The sequence below is a fragment of the Flavobacterium odoriferum genome (genome assembly GCF_025499515.1).
In the GTDB taxonomy this organism is placed as follows: domain Bacteria; phylum Bacteroidota; class Bacteroidia; order Flavobacteriales; family Flavobacteriaceae; genus Flavobacterium; species Flavobacterium odoriferum.
The window spans coordinates 84,723-104,622 of record NZ_JAMKFA010000012.1 but is presented as its reverse complement, the minus strand read 5'-3'; the positions used below and the strand labels follow the sequence as shown (position 1 = coordinate 104,622).

Genomic DNA, 19,900 nt, shown 5'->3' with positions numbered 1-19,900 from the left:
ATATATTAATTTTGTTAACCGTAAGTAATTATCATTATATAAGAGAAGATTTTTCTGCTCCTTATTCGAGTATTTTTGGAGTTACTCCTATGGGATTTAAACATCAATTAAAATTGCTTAAAAATGAAGGCGATTTGATTACACCTTCTGAATTTTTAGCTAATTATGAAGAATTAGTAGCATCAAAAGACAATTTTTTCTTTATTACTTTCGATGACGGTTTAAAAGAGCAATTTGATTTTGCTTTGCCTATTTTAGACGAATTGGATATGCAAGCCATTTTCTTTGCTAATTCCATGAATACAGAGGAAGGTCAAGTGAGTACCGTGCATAAAATTCATTTATTACGTTCGGTTATTCCATCTCATGTGTTATTGGATTATCTAAAAGAGCAGAAAATTGGGATGTTATCACATGATGAATTACATCAAGCAAAAACCAATTATAGATTTGATGATGCAGTGAGTGCCGAATTAAAGTATTTGCTTAATTTTAAAATCTCATTTGATGTACAAGAATTGTTAGTGCAATCAATTTTTGAAAAGCATTTTTCAGAAAGTGAAATTTTAGAATCACTTTATATGTCCAAGTCTCAATTGCAGTATTTGGCTGATATTGAATGTTTGGGAAGTCACACACACACACATTATCCATTAGGATTGTTGCGTGAAGACAAATTGATTTATGAATTAGAACATAGTAAAAACTATTTGGAACAACTATCGGGTAAAGCTATTCAAATGATTGCTTATCCTTATGGAACGCCAGAAGCTTGTACTGATTTAGTAGCTGAAACTGCTAAAAAAGTCGGATATTTGTATGGTTTTACTACAAAAAAAGGAATTATCGAGGAATCTCAAAATAAATTGCTTTTAAACCGATTTGATTGCAATGATGTAATTGGAGGAAAAAACTATAAGTTATGATTACAAGAGAGGCGAGTATAAATGATTGGGATAAATTATTTATATTTTTTAATAAGATCTATAGAAAAAATCACCCGCTTCAAAATAAAGAATTTTGGGAGTGGCAATATGGTAATCCAAAATTTGGACGTTCTTTTATCTGCTTAAATGAGAATAACGAGGTGGTTGGTCATGTTGGAGCTAATTTTGGTGGCAATGTAGCATGGGTTATAAATGTATATCTTGAAGAAGAGTGCAGAGGTAAGGGAATTCTTTCCAGATTATATGAATTAGCTAGAGCATATTATCCACTTGCCGCAACAGCTGCAAATGAAGCTGGTTTAGGGTTATATAGAAATATGAGGTGGTATAGATATTATGATTTGGTTAGATATGTTAAAATAAACCCCAAGTTTAATATTCCTTCTTTTGAAAAAGTTTGTTCACCTTGTGAAGTTGAGGTTAATAATTATTTAAAAAAAGACACCCATTTTTTTCAACAACCTGGAATTAAAGGGTTGCTGTTTGAAAATGGCTCAAGGGCCGTCAGTCAAAGTGAAGTAGGAGGTTTAAGAGTGGTGGATATTTTAAATTTAAATGAGTTAGAAAATACAGCATGGAGATTAGGGTATAATTGGATGGATTACATTACATCATGGAATGATTTAAAAAATAAAGATTTAGAAAAAGAAGGATGGGTAATAGATTCAAAATCGATAATTCCATGGAGATTAAATCCAATTGAAAAAGGGTATTTCTGTGATATTACTTTTTTATCAGAAGAACCTCTTTCTAGGGAGTTTGTTGTTCATCGTTCATTCTCTGATCATGGTAGAGTAGGTAGTTTATGAAAAAAATCGTATTAATAGTACCCGATGGTGTAGCAGTTAGAAATTATTTGTATTCGAGTTTTATAAACGAATTGCAAGCAAAAGGTGTTGAAGTAATTCTATACCATCAAATATCAGATTTGGCTATTGAGGAAGTAAAAAAGGTACAACCCACTTTGACAGAAATCAAAGCAATCTCTCATTTTATAGAAAAACCAAAAGCCCGACTTTTAAGAGAAAGTTTGGCTTATGCCCGTTTAAAGGTCAATACTAAAAAATTAAAGAATCCTACTGTGATGGATTTTTGGAATCGCAACCAAAAAAGCTTGAAACAGAAAGTATTGTATCGATTAGCAGAAGTCTTAGGAACCGTTTTTTCTTGGAATTACAATTTGATTTTAAAAATGGAAGCAAAGTATGATACTGAAATTACTAAAGATGCTATTTTCGAAAAGATTACAAAAGATATCGAGCAATTAAATCCCGATTATATTTTAAACTTACATCAACGTGCCCCAATAAGCGCTCCAATTATTGCTGTTGCCAAGAAGAAAAAAATTCGAACAGCAACTGTAATTTTTTCATGGGACAATGTGCCTAAAGCACGTTTGATTTCAAGATATGATACCTATTTGGTTTGGTCTGAGATTATGAAATCTGAATTGTCATTGCTTTATCCAGAAATCGAAAAAAGTAGTATTCAAGTTGTAGGAACTCCACAATTTGAATTTTATTTTGAAGAAAAGTATAGCAAAAGTAAAGAAGTGTTTTTTTCTGAATTTGGATTAGATAGTAATAAAAAGACGATTTGTTTTTCTGCGAATGATTTGTCTTCTCCTTATGAAGCCAATTATCTAAAAGATGTTTGTGAAGCCATTTCAAAAATGGATAAAGAAGAAAGACCTCAGTTGCTTTTTAGAAGATGTCCAGTAGATAAATCTGCAAGATTTGATAGAGTATTAGAAAAATATAAGGATATTGTTTTTGCTGTTGATCCAGATTGGAGAACTGAAAAGGTAAATGGAGAATCTTTTGTGAGTATTTATCCAACCTTAAATGATGTTTCTTTATTAGTAAATACTGTTAAACATTGTGATGCTGTTATAAACTTAGGAAGTACAATGGCTCATGATTTTGCAGTTTACAACAAACCTTGTCTATACTTGAATTATAATCCAGTAAATAATTCTACTTTTAAGGTAGAAATGTCTTATAAATTTCAACATTTTAGATCAATGAATACTTTAATTCCAGTAGGTTGGATTAATAGTAAAGACCAGATAGGTGAGTTAGTTAAACAAGTTTTATCAACACCAGATGAAATTGGTAAAGATAGAATCCTTTGGATGAAAAATATTGCACAATATCCATTAGAAAATAGTAGTAAAAATATTGTAAACTCAATTATTAAAATTTAAATAGAATTAAATACCTCTTTTATCTCATTTAGTATTTCTTTACTAATTGGTTTTGAAATAAATTTTTTGATGCAGTGATAATCATTCGATTTTGATTTTTCATATTCACTGGTAGAAGAAGTGAGTAAATAAACCATAAAGTTGTTTGGATGAATAGTGGTTTGAATGTTATCTAAAAATTCCCAACCATTCATAACAGGCATGTTGATGTCTAAAAACACACAATATGTGTCAACTGATGTGTAGTTTTTAGAAAAGAAATTTAAGGCTTCATTACCATTATAAAACACCATTGGGGTTTCTAAAAAATCAGCATTGCTTAGCATTTTTTTTAAAATTAATACAGAGACTGCATCGTCATCTATGATAAATAGGTGCTTCATTGGAATTACTCATTTAAAGAAATTTCTTTTGATTTGGTTATAATTTCTTGGATGATTTTATCTAATTCTTTTGCAGAATTATTCAAAATAATGATTAGCTCTTTTGTTTCCTGAGTTGTTTCTTTATCGTCTAAAATTAGTTGTGTTAAGCCTAGAATTTGTGATAACGGAACCCTAACAATATGCGATTGCTTCCAAGCAATTTCTTTGAGTTTTTGATTTTGTAACTCAATTTCTCTGATGTGATTTAAACTTTTTGTGATATCATTTGACAGGATTATTTTTGCCTTTTTACCATTAAAAGTGATGGTGTTACTTCGACTATCAACAAAGATAATTTCTCCATTTTTTTTCTTGTGAGTCATTATTTTTGAAGCAATTTCTTCTGTTTTATCAATTTCTTCATCATGAAAAATGTCGTCAACTTTGAGATTTAAAAATTCAGAATGGCTATGTCCGTATAAGTTGACTGCTGCTTCGTTTACATCAATAAAAAGTAAGGTTTCTATGTCGTAAACACAAATTGGAAGTGGGCTTAGTTGAAATAAATCAGAATATAATTGTTCAGATTCGCGAATTTTGACTAAGTTTTTATTTCGTTCAATGTTGTAGATAATGCTTTTATAGAGTGTTGTACTATTAAGGTCATCTTTTAATAGATAATCTGAAATTCCTAACGCAAGCGATGTAGTTGCAAATGATTCATCACTATAGCCAGTAAGTACAATTATAGGAATTTGCTTTGAGATTTTTTGTACTTCGATGATTAAATCTAATCCGTTTTTATCGGGTAAAGAAAGGTCAAGAAAAATTATATCAAAATCAGGGGTTATTTTATCTTGAAAGTCATTTAAATCTTTAAATCTTTCAAAATGAAATAGTGTTGGGTTTTCAATTTTTTCGTTTAAATATTCTTCAAACAAAATAAAATCTCCTATGTTGTCTTCAACGACGATTAATTTATAATTTTTCTTGTCTTTCAGCATATTATTGTTGAGTGGGTAATTTTGCAATTTTGAACCAAAACTTGCTTAACGAATTTATTACGTCAAAAAACTCGTTGATGTCAGCTGGTTTTGTAATAAAACAATTTGCATGGTTATCGTAAGTTGCATTTATATCATTTGATGATGATGACGTTGTTAAAATTATTACAGGAATGTGTTTTGTAAACTTATTTTGTTTGATGTGATGTAAAACTTCGTGGCCATTTAGTAGGGGTAAATTAATGTCCAAAAGTATTAAATCGGGCAAATTCAAACTTGAGTTCCGCCCTTCAAGTGCTAAATAGTTCAGTGCTTCTTTTCCATTTCGTGCTACAATTAAATTAGTTTTAAAATCAGCTTCTTCAAATGCTTCTGTAGTAAGAACGATGTCCCCTTCGTTATCTTCTACTAGTAGAATTTTTGATTTTCTCATGTAGTTTGTTGTGTTTTGAGGTTGTTTGTTTAGTATAAAGGTACAAAATATCTCACAATTTGTAGAACTTGTTCTACAAAATCACAAAAAAACACATATATAATTATTTTAAAACAATGTTTTTATTCGTTTTTTGGTAGTCTTAAAAAGAAATTACTTCCTTTATTTACTTCTGAATGAACCCAAATTGTTCCTCCTAAGTTAGTTACAATTTTTTTTACAATTGCTAAGCCACTTCCAGTTCCTTGATGGTTTGTATTATTTAGTTTTTGAAATAAAACAAAAATTTTATCATAATATTCGGGTTCAAATCCAATTCCATTGTCACTTATTTTAAAAATCCAGTTATCTTTTTTTTCTTTTGCTTCAATAGTGATTGTTGCTGGCTCTTTTTCTTTTTTAAATTTAATGGCGTTATCAATTAAGTTTTTAAAGATAATTTGGATAAGTTCTGAATCGTTTTTTATAGTTGGTAAATCAGTGTAAGTTATTAAAGTATTGGTTTCAGTAATTGTTTCTTTAAATTGTTCTTCAATTTCATCAATAGTATCGTTTAGGTTTACGGTTTCAATGACGCCACTTTTATTAATTTTAGAATATTCGAGAAGATCTAAAATTATTTTTCGCATTTTGTAAGCGCCTTCTATCGCAAATTGAATGTATATTTTGCCTTTTTCATCTAATTGTGATTCGTATTTTTTTTCTAAATTGGTTAGGAAACTAATTACGGTTCTGTTAGGCTCTTGTAAGTCATGTGAAGATAAATTGATGTATTGTTCTAATTCTTGGTTGGTGTTTTTTAATGCTTTTGCATTTTTTTTCAACTCCTTCATTTTTTGATTAATTGCATCATTGTGCTTTTTTAGCATGAAGTAAAGAAACAAAGCAGTAGATAAGATATAAAAAGTTCCTTTTATGTTTTGAAAATAGGTTATTGATTCAATGTCATTTTTACTCATGAAAATCAATATAACTTCATCGCTAATAAAAATCCAGAGAATTCCTATTAAGATGTAAAGCAAGGTAACTTTTAGTTCTTGTTTCATGCTACGCCATTTTAAGTGTTTTTAGCTATTGTAAAATAGAATGTGCTGCCTACATCTTTTTTAGATTCTACCCAAATTTTACCACCTAGGTTTTCTACAATTTTTTTAATAATGGCTAAACCCATTCCGTTTCCAGAATCATCTTCTCGAGTAGTTAATCGTTGAAAAAGGATGAATATTTTTTCAAAATACTTTTCTTCAATTCCAATTCCGTTATCCTCAACTGCAAATCCCCAATGATTTTCATCTTCTTCAAATTGTCGAATGGTAATAATTGTTTTTTCATCTTTTTTAGCATATTTAATAGAGTTGCTAATAAGGTTTTGAAAAATTTGTATAATGGGTGATTTATAACATACTATAGTAGGAAGATGCTCGTAGTTAATACTAACTTTTTTACTGTCAAAAGTATTTCGATGGTAACCGACTATTTCAGCTATTAAATTATTTACATTAATTTCAGTGGGTTCTTCGTTGTATTTTCCTACTCTTGAAAATTCTAAAATGTCTAAAATTATTGTTTTCATTCTTTTAGAACCATCAACGGCATAGAAGATGTATTTTTTTCCTCTTTCATCTAAAACAGTATTGTATTTTTTTTCTAATAGTGTTAAAAAGCTCGAAATCATTCGTAACGGTTCTTGTAAATCGTGCGAAATGATGTAAGCAAAATATTCCAATTCTTTATTAGTAGATGAAAGTTCATCAGCTCTTTTGTTTAAGACAGCATTTAATTTTTCTAAGTCTTGAGTTTTTTCATCAACTAATTTTTTTAATCGAATAGGTTGTTCTGCTAATTGTTTAATAAAAAGCGATATAATAATGCTTAATATTAGTCCGAAGAAACTAAAAATTAAAGCTCTATCTAAAAAAGTAGAATCTTTTAGTTTTACATGTAAATACCAATCTCCTGATGGAATGTAGGTTTTGTGTGTTATACCTTTACTAAAATTTATATTGTTTTTAAAAAAATCTTTTTTGTTTTTTCCGGTTATTTGGTAATGAAATCTTTTTTTACTTCCAGTACTATCAATTCCTATGGCTTTCAATAAAGTTTCTTGTTTTATTAATACGGCAGAAAATCCCCATAATTTGCCTTTTTTGTATATAGGTTCTCGACCAATAATTCCAATGCCACCTTGTATTAAATTTAATGGCCCTTCAAAAAATATTTTATTTTGTTTGATAGATTTACTAATAGCTTCTTTATGTATATCTCCAGAGGCTATGTTGAAGCCGATGGTTGCTTCGTTACTTTTTAAAGGATATGTTTTAATTATGGTGCAATCTTTTACCAATTGGAGTGCATCTATAAATTTATTTTTTGATAATAAATCTTTTGAGACAATATCGAAATTTTTTTCTTCTAAGTCACGCTCAACTAAAAAACCAATAATTTTAACTGCATTATGACTAAAATTTATAGCATTATCAAGTTGGTTTTTAATGTGATTGGCTTCTTCTTTTACTAATAATGTTTCGTTTTCTTTTTCAACGGTAAAAATTTTAAAAGCAATAGTTTGGGTAATTATGAACATGGCAAAAAATGCCATCAAAGCCAATTGATTTGGCCAGTAATCTAATAATGCACTTATTTTTTTTATTATTTTCATTTAATAGGTATTGTAAAATAAAAAGCGCTTCCTTTATTAATTTCAGATTCTACCCAAATTTCTCCACCCAAATTTTCTATCAATTTTTTAACAATTGCTAATCCCATTCCAGTTCCGCTGTATTCACTTTTTGAGTGCAATCTTTGAAAGATTACAAAAATCTTTTCCAAATATTCTTTTGGAATACCGATTCCATTATCAGTTACTTTAAATTGCCAAACTGAATCTGTTTTTTCGCAGGAAATGTTTACTACAGGTTTGTTATTGCCTGTCTGATATTTAAGCGCATTGCCAATTAAATTGTGAAATATTTGTATTAAAGGTGATTTGTAGGCGTATATTTCAGGTAATTCTTCGAAAACTATTTTGGCTTTTGTTTCTTCAATAATTTTTTGATTTATTTTAGCTACTTCATTTAATATTTCATTGATATTAATTAGCTCTTTTTCTTCGTTTGTTGATTTACCTACTTTTGAATATTCTAGAATATCTAATATAATGTTTCGCATTCTATTAGCGCCATCAACAGCAAAATTTATGTACTGTTTACCTTTTTCGTCAAGAACATTCTGGTATTTATTTTCTAATTGCGTTAAAAAGCTTGTAACCATGCGTAATGGTTCTTGTAAATCATGTGATGCAATATAAGCAAATTGTTCCAATTCTTGATTTGAATTGATTAAATCTTTTGTTTGAATTTCAAGTTTTTTATTTAAAATTTTTAGCGATTCTTCATTTTCTTTTCGTTCAGTTATATCTTGCAATGCGCCAACAATCCTTGTGGCTATTCCAGATTCATTTCTTATAATTACACCACGGTTAATTACAAAAGCATATTTTCCGTTGGCTTTTACATATCTGTATTCTTTTTCCCAGTTGTTTTTTTTTGGATTTTTAATTGTTTTTATTAATGATGCAATAACTTCTTCGGCTTCATCTATGTGAATTCTTGACTTGATTAAATTTAGAACATCTATGTCATATATTTTATCGGGAACTGCATAACCAAATAATTTTTTAAAACCATTTCCTCTATAAATTGATTTTTCTTCTATGTTCCAATCCCAAATAGCATCATTTGTTGCTAAAGTAGATTTTTCAAATCGTTCATTTGAAGCACGAAGTTCTTCTTCATATTTTTTTGTAGTTGTAATGTCTTTATAATAAACAGAAAGACCTTCTTTTGATGGATAGGCACTAACATCTAGCCAAACATTTAGGGAATCAAAATAATCTTGAAAATAAACGCTTTTATTTGTTTTAACAGATTTGTGATAATTTATGTCATATAAACCACCTTCTAATTGAGGGAAAAATTCCCAAAAATTCTTACCAATTAATTCTTGTCTTTTGACTCCTGTAATTCTTTCAGATTCTTTGTTCCAATAAGTGACAATCCAGTTTCTGTCTAACGTAAAGAATGCATCTCCAATACTTTCTAATATATTGTTTCGTTCTTTTAATGTTTTTTCTAAATCTGATTGCACTTTCATTCTATGGATTTTGGCTGCTAAATTTGAAGTAACGTTGTGCAAAAAAGATATTTCGCTGTATTTCCAATTTCTTTCTTGAGAGCAATCGTCAAATCCAATGAATCCGTGTAATGAATTATTTATGGTTACAGGTAAAATGAGTACAGATTTAATTTTTTGAATGGTTAGTGATTCTTTGAGTTCTCCTTTTGGTAATTTTGAGACAATTGTTGTAAATGGTTCTCCTTTTGATAGCGGAGTAAAAAAATCTGAAAAGGCATCTAATGGAATGTTTTGCCACATTGGATTTTCAATTTCTGGTTCTATGTGATCTTGTGTCCATTCAATCTTTTGGCTACAGCTTGGAGCATTGGTTTTTGGATGATTGTGTATTTCAAAATAATATACTCGGTCTACATTAATTGTTTTTCCAGCAATTTTGAAAACATTATTTAACGATTCATAACAGTTGTTTGATTGTAATAATTCGGTAATAATATCAGTTAGAGCTGATAAATAATTATTCTTTTTAGCGATTTCAATCTCATTTTGTTTCTGCTTATTTATGTCTTGAATACTTCCCGAAATTTTAACGCATTTGTCGTTACTATCTCGTTCAGATTGACCAATGCATCTTATCCATTTATTCTTGCTATTTATAGTTTGGATTAAAAATTCTTTATCAAAATTTTCATTTAATTCAATTAATCTTTTGAAACATTTTCTGATTTCATTTTTACTTTCTTCTGTAAATAAATTAAAAAAATCTTGATAAGTTACTTTTGATTTTGGGTCAATTACACAAATTTTTTTGGTTATGTTTGATAGATAAATGTCTTTATTATTATCTAAATTGTATTCCCAGCTTCCTACTTTGGCAAGTTTAGCAGTTTCAAGTAATAATTGTTGTAATTCTTTTAGATCAGATATGTTTCTACCATATGCAAATACTTGACCTTCTTCGCCAAAAACATCTGATGAACTCCATGAAATCCATTTATAATCCCCATTTTTTGTGCGATATCTATTGGTAAAATTATTTGAATTTCGTTCACCGGTGATGGTTTCTTCGTATTCTTTATTAGTATTGTCTAAATCTTTTGGGTGTAAAAAATAAGTATAAGGATGGTTCATTAGTTCTTGCTCTGTGTAGCCTAATAGTTTGCAAAATGTAGGATTTACTTTTGTAAAATAACCATTTGTGTTTACAATAGCTAAAATATCTGAAGAGCTTTGAAACATAAGATATAACATTTCTTCCTGTTCTTTTCTTTTTATTTCAGCTCCAAGGAAATTACCTAATGATAAAAAAGGTTCAGTTCTTATACAATCATATTTTAATTCCTCGTTAGTACTTAGAATTAAAGTTCCAATAAAAACATTATTGTGTAAAAGTGGAATTCCTAAAATTGATTTAATGTTTAAAGAGTTTGCTAAACTTGTGCGTTTAAATTTTTCTTTGATTTCGGTTTTATCCCATATTTCAGGTTCTTGTTTGTCCCATATAATGCCTGGCAAACCTTCTCCTTTTGAAAAATTATATATAGAATTTGTTTTAGCATATATTGCTTCTACTTTTTTATCCTTTGTAAGTGATTGAATTAAATTTATTTTATTTTTATCATTATTAAGAATCCATATTTCTGCTGTTAAAAAATCGCCTTCTGTAATTAAATATTGCAAAGTAGATTTTAAAATATTCATTAAACGAATATCTTCTTTAAAAAAAGTAGCGAGTTGGTTTTCTATTCTTTTTTTTATTTCAGAATTTTTTTTAATGTTATTGTTTTTTATGCTCCCAATAACCTTTTGAGGCAATCCTTCATGATCTCTAATTACAAAAGCGGTATCTTCTACGTATAAATATGTATTGTCATGTTTTTGCATACGATATTCATCCGTCCATTTGGTTTCATTTTTATTAGATAAAAAGGTATCCCAACTTTGTTTTACCTTTTTATAGTCAGAAGGATGAATTAGTGTTTTCCAATCTTCAAGGTTAAATCCTTTAGTTTTGAATTCTGAACTAAAATGATTGTAAAAATTATCACTAAAATCAAATAAATTAGTTGAAAAATTACCTTCATAGATGATATTGTCATTAATTTTATTAAGAAAATCTAATCGCTCGTTGTTTTTCTCTAATTTGTTTTGGGTTTCGATTAAATTAGTTACATCTGAACTATTAATGACATAACCGTTAATTAATGGATCGTTGATGTGATTTGAAATTAAGCAATTAAGCCAAATCCATGTATTTTTTTTTGTTTTAAATCGATAGGGCGTACAATGTTGTTCTTCATTTGAATTAATTTTTTCAAATTCAACTTTCACAAAGTGTATGTCTTCAAGGTGAATAAATTCGAAAATACTTTTTCCGATTATTTCTTCTTCTTTATAACCCGTTATTTTTTTACAATTTGGACTTATAAAATGGTAGTTGTAATCTGAATCAATAATGGCTGTTAATTCTAAACTTTTTTGATTGATGGTTTCATATCTTTTTTGACTAAGAACTGTATTGTTTTCAATCGCTTTTTTTTTGGGCATAGCTTAAAAATAATTTAAAAAGGGATAAAGATTAAAAAACAAAAAAAAATAGGTGGTTAACGTCTTTTAAGAATTAAATGGTTTGTTGGGGTGCTCTGTAAAATTAGTAAAAAAAATAATAAATACTTGTGTATTTGTAAATAAAATAAAGCTTTGAATGTTATTTTGTCAATACTTTGTGTTATATCTAACCATTTTGTAAATAGTTCTTCTTTAAAAAGTACATAATGTTTTAAAATCATAACACTTATTAATAAAATCGTACCACTTGTTAATAGTTGATTGATTTCCGGATTTAGTTGAGTGAAATTTGTTTTATCAAAAAAGCAGAATAACCTTAATTAAATGATTATGAGAACAAAACTACTTACTTTAATTGCTAAAACTAGCATACTTGTTCTTTTATTGTCAAATATGGGAGCTTTTTCACAATGTGTGAATGGAGCCATTAGACCAGCAGATAATTTTATTGTTGGTACCTATTCGCCAAGATGTCATAATGGTAATGATGGAGAACTTCGTTTTTCAAATATTTTTAGTACTGTTGGTGTTAATGATTTTACAAACCAGCAATATGCTGTTCGAATCTTAAGTGGACCTTCTGGAGCATCAACACACTTAATTCCAATGAATTCATCGGTTTTTGTAGTAACAGGATTAATTGCTGGCGTTTACACCGTTGATATAATTGATCAATGCGGAGGAAATAGTGCAGATAAGGTTATTGCTATATATGCTACTTTGCCAAATATTCCTTCAATAATAACTACTATAACACATATAGATAAATATTCTTCCGAAAGTAATTGTGGAGATATTCTAAAATTTAAAATAACAACAAACTCAGGAAGTACTTCTGGAAGTGTGACGTACACTTTTGTAAATAATTTGGGCGCAACATTAACGTTCATAAACACTATACCGCAAACAGCTAACTATACTTTTACTCAATTTAAAACTGATATAAGTATTCCAATTTCATTTTTTAATGGTGGGAACATAACTTATGAAGGATATAATAATTGTGGAACCATTACTGGAGGTTCATTAGAATTACCAACTGTTCAGGACATTGTTTTTGATTCGCCAAGAATATTAAGTGTTGAAAATATGGATGATGTTTGCTCTCTAGGATATGATGTAAAAATGTTTCGTGTAAATGTGACAAATCCTGTTCAAGTTACTGTTGCAGAAGCTTCAAATCCAGAAGGAGTTGCATTAGATGTTAATGGTCAACCCATTTTATCTCAATTAGTAAATTTGTCACATATTAAATCTGTACCAATGGGTGGTTCAGTGCCAATTGCATTAGGATTAAGATTTGATATTGACTATGTAATTACATTAGTAGATGCTTGTGGTGTTACTATTCAAAAGACAATAACTCAACAAAGTGTTCCTTTTCAACCATCTGTTTCATGCCATAGTAGTATTTGGACAGGAGATAGTTTTTTCTTCGATGATATTACATTTTTGAATTTAAATGAGTTGCCTATTTCTAGTTTAGCTATTGCTCCTTTGACAATAACTTTTAATTCAGGTCCTACAACCTATTCAACACAGTCAGGAACAGGAGTTGTTAACACATCTTCAATTATTAATTATCCTTTTTCAACAACAATAAATACACCTAATATACCTTCGCCTATAGTAATTGATGCTGTGAAATCATTTCCTCCTGGAACATATAATTTTACAGTAACTGATGCCTGTGGAAAAACAAGTACATTCGACTATAATACTACTTGTTCAAGAAGCTTAGAGGTTAGTCATACCTTAGATTATTGTGGTATGGTTACAGAAGATGTAATGGTTTATTTATCTGTACCAGCGGTATTTTCAGGAACAACTGCTGCTGTATACAAATCTGATGGGACTTTGCTTTTTTCTGGGATTATTGGATTTGGTCCTCCATTTAATTTTAGTGCAGTTTGGGGAGGATATCAGGTTTCATTTAGTTTGCCAAATGATGAAACTTATTATTTTAGATATGGAGGAGTTACTTCTCACAATAATCCTATAGAACCAGCACAATTTGGTGGAGTAAACGGATTGCCAAGACTTGCTGGTGGATATTTATATGAATACCCATTTAATGTTGATTTAAGTCCATTTTATTTTGCTTCTATTGATGCTTGTGATACCAGTGTTAATATGATAGCAACTGGAGGAAAAGCACCTTACACATATGCATTGTATGACGCTACAGCTACAACACAAATATTTCCATATCAATCTTCATCAGTATTTACAGGATTAACGCCAGGTACTACTTATACAGCAAAGTCATTAGACTCATGTGGTAGGGAGTTTGCTCAAGTTTTCTATGTATATGAAGCTCCACAGCCAATAATTATGGAACTTGTTCAGCCAACTTGCCAATCATCAATAGGGTCGGTTATGTTTGGTAATTTACCAGCAAATTGGTCAATAACAGAACTTGTAACTGGAGCAACTTTTACTGGTTCAACTTCAACATTTGTTCATTCTAGTTTATCGGCCGGTAACTATAATTATACTTTTACCGATACAGATACTAATTGTGCGAATCAAGTAGCATTATCAGTTCAAATAGTTGCTTATGTAAATTGTCCAGTTGCTTCTGATGATATAGTTTTATGCTCAGTTGGATTGGCTTCGATTATAAATGTATCAGGGAATGATGTTTTAGGTTCTTTAATTAATCCAATTTCTGTTAGATTAATTGCTCCTACTTTTGCAAATAACATTGTATTGTGCCCTTCTGGTGAAGTAATTGGATTTTCAATTCTTAATGAAGGAATATGGTCTGTTGAACTTTCTACTGGTTTAGTAACTTTTACTCCAGATGATAGCTTTACAGGCGTGCCAAATAGTATTTTTTATACAGTTCGCGATTTTAATAATAATATTGCCAATGCATCTATTTCGTTTGATTGTTTACCTATCGCGGTTGATGATGCAATTTTTTACACACCAGGCTCTTCAATTACAATTGATGTTCCCTTTAATGATGTTGTGGGTGATTTAGTAGATGTTCAAACTGTTGTTTTACAATTGCCTTCAACTGCAAGTAGTTTTTCTACTAGTACTTCTATGTTTGTTTCAGGTGAAGGACACTGGAATGTAAATTCAATAACAGGTGCTGTAACCTTTACCCCAGTTGCTGGTTTTTATGGAGATCCAACTCCTGTAAATTATACGATTAATGATTTTCAAGGAAATATTTCAAATTTAGCTTTAATCACACTTTCATCTCAATGTGAATTGGAAGTTACTTGCCCAAATTTTGGAATAACATCGGTACAATGTTATGATGAAATCCCTACAGCAACTATTTTAACACAAGTAGAGTTTGAACAGTTAGGGGATGGTTTAGGTAAAATAGGTGATTCTATGTGTGGCATTGTGGTTATCACTGCAACTAATAACGAATTTAATGGATGTAATTCAGATGTAATACGAACTTATACCATTTCAGTTTATGCAGATTATAATTTAAATGGAGTAAGAGAAGCGAATGAAAATACGGTTATGAATACAGTAACTTGCTCAGAAACATTTCATGTAAACGATACCATTGCTCCAGTTTTTTCTGGGACATTACCAGTAGATGTTGTGGTAGAATGTAATGCTATTCCAGTTGCCGAAAATGTTCAAGCAACCGATAATTGTAGTGAAGTAATAATCACTTCTCAAGATGAAATTACATTAGGGGCATGTGCTAATTCTTATACTATTGTAAGAAAATGGATTGCAACTGATAGCTGTGGAAATTCTGTAATTCACATCCAAAATATTACGGTTCAAGACACTACACCGCCAGTTTTTAGTTCAGTTATCCCTACACAATTAACGATTGAAAATACTGCTGAAATTCCAACTTATACAATTACAGCTTCAGATAATTGTGGCGTGGTTACTATTGTATATGAAGAAGAAACTATTCAAGGAAATTGTATAGGAAATTACGAAATCATAAGATATTGGACAGCTTCAGATTCTTGTGGAAACGAAGAAATGATTTCACAAGTTGTCACAATTGTTGATATTACTGCACCAGTTTTTACAGAAAACATACAAGAAGTAATTTATGTAGACTGTGGTAATGTTCCAGTTGCTCCACAATTGAATGCAAGTGATAATATAAGTGAAGTAACAATCACTTTTGAAGAAACTACCGAGCAAGGTGATTGTACAAGTTTGTCAAGAATCATTAGAAAATGGACAGCTGTTGATGCTTGTGGCAATAGTTCAATTTTTACTCAAGTATTAAACATGGCTTGTGAAATAACAATTTTTAATGCAATAACACCTAATAACGATGGTAAAAATGACATTTTTTACTTAGAAGGAATTGAATGTTATCCAAATAACTCGGTAGAAATTTTCAATAGATATGGTGCAAAAATATACGGTGTAAGAGGATATGACAACGTTAGCAATGTGTTTTCTGGTAAATCAGCAACAGATTTAAACGTTTCTGGAGATGTTTTGGCAACAGGAACATATTTCTACATCATCAAATATGACTATGTTGTTGAAAACTTAGGTGAAAGAAAAGACGTTCAAAAAACAGGATATCTATATGTAAATAATAATTATTAAAGAATAGTTGAGTTTTTTAAGTTCAATTTTGGGGCTTATTACCATGAAAGGAGTGTTGTAACTCCTTTCGGGTAATAAGATTAAAGAACCAAATATAACTGCAAACCAATTAAGTTCTTTAAAAAAAACTCCCAAAAATTGACATTATGAATTATTTAACTCAACTAATAAAAGTAACCCCCATTTTACTTTTATTTTTGACTGACACTGTATGTGCACAGCAAGACCCTCAGTATACAAATTATATGTATAATACCATGAATGTTAATCCGGCATATGCGGGTACAAAAGAAGTTTTGAGTATTTTAGGTATGTATAGAGCACAATGGGTTGGTTTAGATGGAGCGCCAGTAACCAGTACTTTTTCGTTGCATTCTCCTATTGGATTTTCTAATATTGGACTTGGATTGTCTTTTGTAAACGATAAAATTGGTCCTTCAGATGAGAATACAATCTCTGTTGATTTTTCTTATCGACTTAATTTTGATAACCTTTCTACGTTAGCTTTAGGAATAAAAACAACAGCAAATCTATTAAATGTCGATTATACAAAATTGAGTATTTATGATCCTACTGATCCTCAATTTCAAAATAACGTAGATAATCGATTTTCTCCAAATTTTGGTGCAGGAGCTTATTGGTATTCTGATAAACATTATGTTGGATTTTCTATTCCAAATTTTTTAGAAACCAAGCATTATGATGATAACGATAGAAATAGTCTAGCCAAAGAAAAAATGCATTATTATTTCATGGCTGGATATGTATTTGATCTTACATCAGAAATTAAAATGAAACCAGCTTTTCTTTCAAAAATGGTTGCAGGTGCTCCTTTACAAATAGACATGACAGCAAATTTCTTATTTTTTGAAAAGTTAACGGTTGGTGCAGCCTACAGGTTAAATGCTTCTGTAAGCGGATTGGTAGCTTTCCAATTATCAGATAAGTTGTTAGTTGGGTATTCTTATGATGCCGAAACCACAAAATTAGCACATTACAATTCGGGCTCTCATGAAATCTTTTTAAGATTCGAAGTTTTTAGAGAAGCAGAAAAAATATACTCACCAAGATTTTTTTAATCTTATTCACTGCTTATAGTATTTTAAACGCCAATTTTAATAAATTTTTATCTAAATTTATAACTTTAGTGTCTTGTTGGAAGAAATTAGTATTCGAAGTCACTTATTTAAAATTTAATTATATTTAAGATGATACATCAAGACGAACAAGAAAAAAGATTAAAAGCGCTTAAAGAATATAATATTCTGGATACAATACCTGAGGAAATTTATGATAATATTACTCAAATAGCTTCTTCAATTTGTAATATGCCAGTTGCTATGATTAGTTTGCTTGATAAAGAGCGCCAATTTTTTAAATCCCGAATTGGTATTGATATTTCTGAAACACCAATAGAACAGGCGGTGTGTTATGAAGCAATTCTTTCAGAAGAAGAAATTTTTGAAGTGCCCGATTTGAGAATTGACGACCGATTTAAAAAGTTTTCTTTGGTAACAGATGACCCTCATTTAGTTTCCTATTTTGGCGTTCCGTTATTAAATCCTCAAGGAATAGCTTTTGGTACATTGTGTGTTGTGAGTAAAGATGAGGTAAAAACTATTTCACAAGAGCAAAAAAATACTTTAAAGAAGTTAGCAAAACAAATCATTTACATCCTTGAGCTTAGAAAAAAGCAAGAAGAATTAGCTATTTACCATGAAAAAGTAGAAAAATACGCACAAGAGATGGAAGTATTTGCGTTTACTGCTGCACACGATTTGAGATCACCATTAAGAACAATTAGTTCTTTTTTAAAAATGATTGAAGGTAAAAATAGCCAGACTTCTGATGAAAAAGAAAAAGTATATTTCAAATTTATTTTTGACAGTGTAAAAAGAATGGACAAATTAATTGTTGATTTATTAGATTATGCCAAGTCAAATAAAAAACTCATCGATAAAGAATCAATTAATATAAATCAATTGGTTTCTGATGTTTTTGAAAGTTTAATTCACGATAATAATTCGCTGAAACCAATTTTAGTTACAAATAATTTACCAGAAATCACGACTTCTAAAATTGCAATTAATATGATTTTTCATAACCTGATTGATAATGCTCTAAAATATCAAAAGAAAGATAATATTGCCCAAATAACAATCAATTATATTGAGACACCACAACAACACACTTTTGAAATTATTGATAACGGAATTGGTATTAATCAAGAATATTTAGATTTGGTATTTCAGCCTTTCAAAAGATTGCATACACAAGCCGAATATTTAGGCAGCGGGTTAGGATTAGCTTCTGTTAAAAAAATGGTTGAAAGTATAAATGGTGAAATATCCGTTAGCTCGATAGTTGATAAAGGTTCTATTTTTACGTTTTCAATTCCTAAATAAATGCTTTTTTCAATTTTTATTGCTACATTTAAACTTTATTAAGTTAATTAATTCAATATTAATTCAGTATAATTTATGAAGTTAATAAAAGCGATGTTAATAGATGATGATTTAGAAGCAATTCAACAAATTAAAAAATTTGGTGAAGAAAATGCTGTAATCATCTCTATTTGTGGGCATTCAAACACACTTCAAGAAAGTATTGAATTTATTAAAGAAGCAAAACCCGAACTCATTTTTTTTAATCCTTCAGAGAATAATCTTACTCATTTTAACTTACTTAAAGAATTAGATTTTAGTATTCCAAAGTTTATTTTTATTTCCAAAGATGAAAAAGATGCCTATCAAGCGTTTAAACACAATGCTATAGATTTTTTAAAAAAACCACTAGATTTTAATGATTTGATAGTTTCGCTCTATAAAGTTTTTAAAAATATAGAAATGGAAATTAGTTTTCAAGATCAAAAATTAAATCAGATCAATTCAATAAATTTTGCAAATCAGAATAATGGAATTTTAGCGATTTCGTCTACCGATAAAATTGAATTAATTAAAGTAGATGATATTGTTTATTGTAGAGCTGATGGAAAATATACAGAGTTTGTATTGAGCAATGGAACTAAAATATTGTCCAGTAAAAACTTGGGAGAATATAATAGTGTATTATCGTATAGTTACTTTTTTAGAATTCATCATTCCTATGTCATAAACATCAAACACATTTCTAAAATCACTAAAAAAGATGGTTTATATTGTGAATTTACAAACGGTGTAGCGCTTCCAATTGCTAAGAGAAGGCAAGAAGAATTTATTAAATTTATCAAACTATAATGCAAAAATATATTTATAAGTTATGAACCAGAAGTTAAAAAAAATAATGATAGTTGACGACAATGAATTTGATTGTTATATAACGTCAAAATTAATTGCGAGCTTTGATTCGTCAATTGATATTATGGAATTTAATTCCTCGGTAACTGCTATTCAGTACCTTGAAGAATATCAAGAAGATTTAGAAAAGTTGCCAAAGCTAATTTTTTTAGACATTTATATGCCTATTTTAGATGGTTTTGAATTTATAGAGAAATTTAAAACACTATCAGAAAATATTAAAAATTACACTAAAATTTGCATATTATCTACCACTGTAGATGATTTTCATATTCATAAAGCAAAAGAAAACGAAAATGTGTTTTTTACGAGTAAACCCATAACAATGGAGTTTATACAAAGTATAACGTTTTAATCAAATCTTTTTATAATTCTATTTTG

The 19,900-nt window shown here is 29.3% G+C and carries 14 protein-coding genes; 8 read left to right on the top strand and 6 right to left on the bottom strand.

Annotated elements, in window-relative coordinates; translation table 11 throughout:
* Positions 1–11: 11 nt before the first annotated feature.
* From M9Q43_RS10145 to M9Q43_RS10135, 3 genes are read left to right on the top strand one after another with little or no spacing between them, the layout of a single operon-like run.
* The gene (locus M9Q43_RS10145) at positions 12–926 is read left to right on the top strand and encodes a polysaccharide deacetylase family protein (protein WP_262318817.1); all 915 of its coding nucleotides are present in this window, start codon (positions 12–14) and stop codon (positions 924–926) included.
* Positions 923–1,756, top strand: a complete 834-nt coding sequence (locus M9Q43_RS10140; RefSeq protein WP_262318816.1) for a GNAT family N-acetyltransferase — start codon at positions 923–925, stop codon at positions 1,754–1,756. Before M9Q43_RS10145 ends, M9Q43_RS10140 begins: the two co-directional genes overlap by 4 nt.
* Positions 1,753–3,153, top strand: a complete 1,401-nt coding sequence (locus tag M9Q43_RS10135) for a hypothetical protein (RefSeq protein ID WP_262318815.1) — start codon at positions 1,753–1,755, stop codon at positions 3,151–3,153. The genes M9Q43_RS10140 and M9Q43_RS10135 overlap by 4 nt, the downstream gene beginning before the upstream one ends.
* Here the strand turns inward: M9Q43_RS10135 and M9Q43_RS10130 are convergent.
* From M9Q43_RS10130 to M9Q43_RS10105, 6 genes are all read right to left on the bottom strand, one after another.
* Positions 3,150–3,536 (bottom strand): response regulator, encoded by a 387-nt coding sequence (locus tag M9Q43_RS10130; protein ID WP_262318814.1) that lies wholly within the window; start codon positions 3,534–3,536, stop codon positions 3,150–3,152. The two genes, M9Q43_RS10135 and M9Q43_RS10130, sit on opposite strands and share 4 nt — an antisense overlap.
* 5 nt (positions 3,537–3,541) lie before the next feature.
* Positions 3,542–4,522, bottom strand: a complete 981-nt coding sequence (locus M9Q43_RS10125; protein WP_262318813.1) for a response regulator — start codon at positions 4,520–4,522, stop codon at positions 3,542–3,544.
* Between the two features lies 1 nt (position 4,523).
* Complete coding sequence (locus M9Q43_RS10120) at positions 4,524–4,955, bottom strand: response regulator (RefSeq protein ID WP_262318812.1); 432 nt, start codon at positions 4,953–4,955, stop codon at positions 4,524–4,526.
* 122 nt (positions 4,956–5,077) lie between these two features.
* Positions 5,078–6,001: a sensor histidine kinase gene (locus tag M9Q43_RS10115; RefSeq protein WP_262318811.1), complete on the bottom strand. Its 924-nt coding sequence runs from the start codon at positions 5,999–6,001 to the stop codon at positions 5,078–5,080.
* Between the two features lie 11 nt (positions 6,002–6,012).
* Complete coding sequence (locus tag M9Q43_RS10110; protein WP_262318810.1) at positions 6,013–7,614, bottom strand: ATP-binding protein; 1,602 nt, start codon at positions 7,612–7,614, stop codon at positions 6,013–6,015.
* Complete coding sequence (locus M9Q43_RS10105) at positions 7,611–11,636, bottom strand: PAS domain S-box protein (RefSeq protein WP_262318809.1); 4,026 nt, start codon at positions 11,634–11,636, stop codon at positions 7,611–7,613. The genes M9Q43_RS10110 and M9Q43_RS10105 overlap by 4 nt, the downstream gene beginning before the upstream one ends.
* A 351-nt stretch (positions 11,637–11,987) precedes the next feature.
* Here M9Q43_RS10105 and M9Q43_RS10100 point away from each other — a divergent pair, with 351 nt between their 5' ends.
* From M9Q43_RS10100 to M9Q43_RS10080, 5 genes are all read left to right on the top strand, one after another.
* Entirely contained in the window at positions 11,988–16,223 is a 4,236-nt protein-coding gene (locus M9Q43_RS10100) for a T9SS type B sorting domain-containing protein (protein ID WP_262318808.1), read from the top strand.
* 146 nt (positions 16,224–16,369) lie between these two features.
* On the top strand, positions 16,370–17,302 hold the full coding sequence (locus M9Q43_RS10095; protein WP_262318807.1) for a PorP/SprF family type IX secretion system membrane protein: 933 nt from the start codon (positions 16,370–16,372) through the stop codon (positions 17,300–17,302).
* Positions 17,303–17,431: 129 nt separating this feature from the next.
* Positions 17,432–18,628 (top strand): sensor histidine kinase, encoded by a 1,197-nt coding sequence (locus M9Q43_RS10090; protein ID WP_262318806.1) that lies wholly within the window; start codon positions 17,432–17,434, stop codon positions 18,626–18,628.
* 75 nt (positions 18,629–18,703) lie between these two features.
* The gene (locus M9Q43_RS10085) at positions 18,704–19,459 is read left to right on the top strand and encodes a LytR/AlgR family response regulator transcription factor (protein WP_262318805.1); all 756 of its coding nucleotides are present in this window, start codon (positions 18,704–18,706) and stop codon (positions 19,457–19,459) included.
* A 22-nt stretch (positions 19,460–19,481) separates the two neighbouring features.
* Positions 19,482–19,874 carry a response regulator gene (locus tag M9Q43_RS10080; RefSeq protein WP_262318804.1) on the top strand — a complete coding sequence of 131 codons (393 nt, stop codon included), beginning with the start codon at positions 19,482–19,484 and terminating at the stop codon, positions 19,872–19,874.
* Positions 19,875–19,900: the final 26 nt, after the last annotated feature.

Bases quoted from the DNA above. Each gene is read 5' to 3' on its own strand.
- M9Q43_RS10140 (WP_262318816.1), top strand. From the start codon at position 923: ATGATTACAAGAGAGGCGAGTATAAATGATTGGGATAAATTATTTATA.
- M9Q43_RS10135 (WP_262318815.1), top strand. From the start codon at position 1,753: ATGAAAAAAATCGTATTAATAGTACCCGATGGTGTAGCAGTTAGAAAT.
- M9Q43_RS10130 (WP_262318814.1), bottom strand. From the start codon at position 3,536: ATGAAGCACCTATTTATCATAGATGACGATGCAGTCTCTGTATTAATT.
- M9Q43_RS10125 (WP_262318813.1), bottom strand. From the start codon at position 4,522: ATGCTGAAAGACAAGAAAAATTATAAATTAATCGTCGTTGAAGACAAC.
- M9Q43_RS10120 (WP_262318812.1), bottom strand. From the start codon at position 4,955: ATGAGAAAATCAAAAATTCTACTAGTAGAAGATAACGAAGGGGACATC.
- M9Q43_RS10115 (WP_262318811.1), bottom strand. From the start codon at position 6,001: ATGAAACAAGAACTAAAAGTTACCTTGCTTTACATCTTAATAGGAATT.
- M9Q43_RS10110 (WP_262318810.1), bottom strand. From the start codon at position 7,614: ATGAAAATAATAAAAAAAATAAGTGCATTATTAGATTACTGGCCAAAT.
- M9Q43_RS10105 (WP_262318809.1), bottom strand. From the start codon at position 11,636: ATGCCCAAAAAAAAAGCGATTGAAAACAATACAGTTCTTAGTCAAAAA.
- M9Q43_RS10100 (WP_262318808.1), top strand. From the start codon at position 11,988: ATGAGAACAAAACTACTTACTTTAATTGCTAAAACTAGCATACTTGTT.
- M9Q43_RS10095 (WP_262318807.1), top strand. From the start codon at position 16,370: ATGAATTATTTAACTCAACTAATAAAAGTAACCCCCATTTTACTTTTA.
- M9Q43_RS10090 (WP_262318806.1), top strand. From the start codon at position 17,432: ATGATACATCAAGACGAACAAGAAAAAAGATTAAAAGCGCTTAAAGAA.
- M9Q43_RS10085 (WP_262318805.1), top strand. From the start codon at position 18,704: ATGAAGTTAATAAAAGCGATGTTAATAGATGATGATTTAGAAGCAATT.
- M9Q43_RS10080 (WP_262318804.1), top strand. From the start codon at position 19,482: ATGAACCAGAAGTTAAAAAAAATAATGATAGTTGACGACAATGAATTT.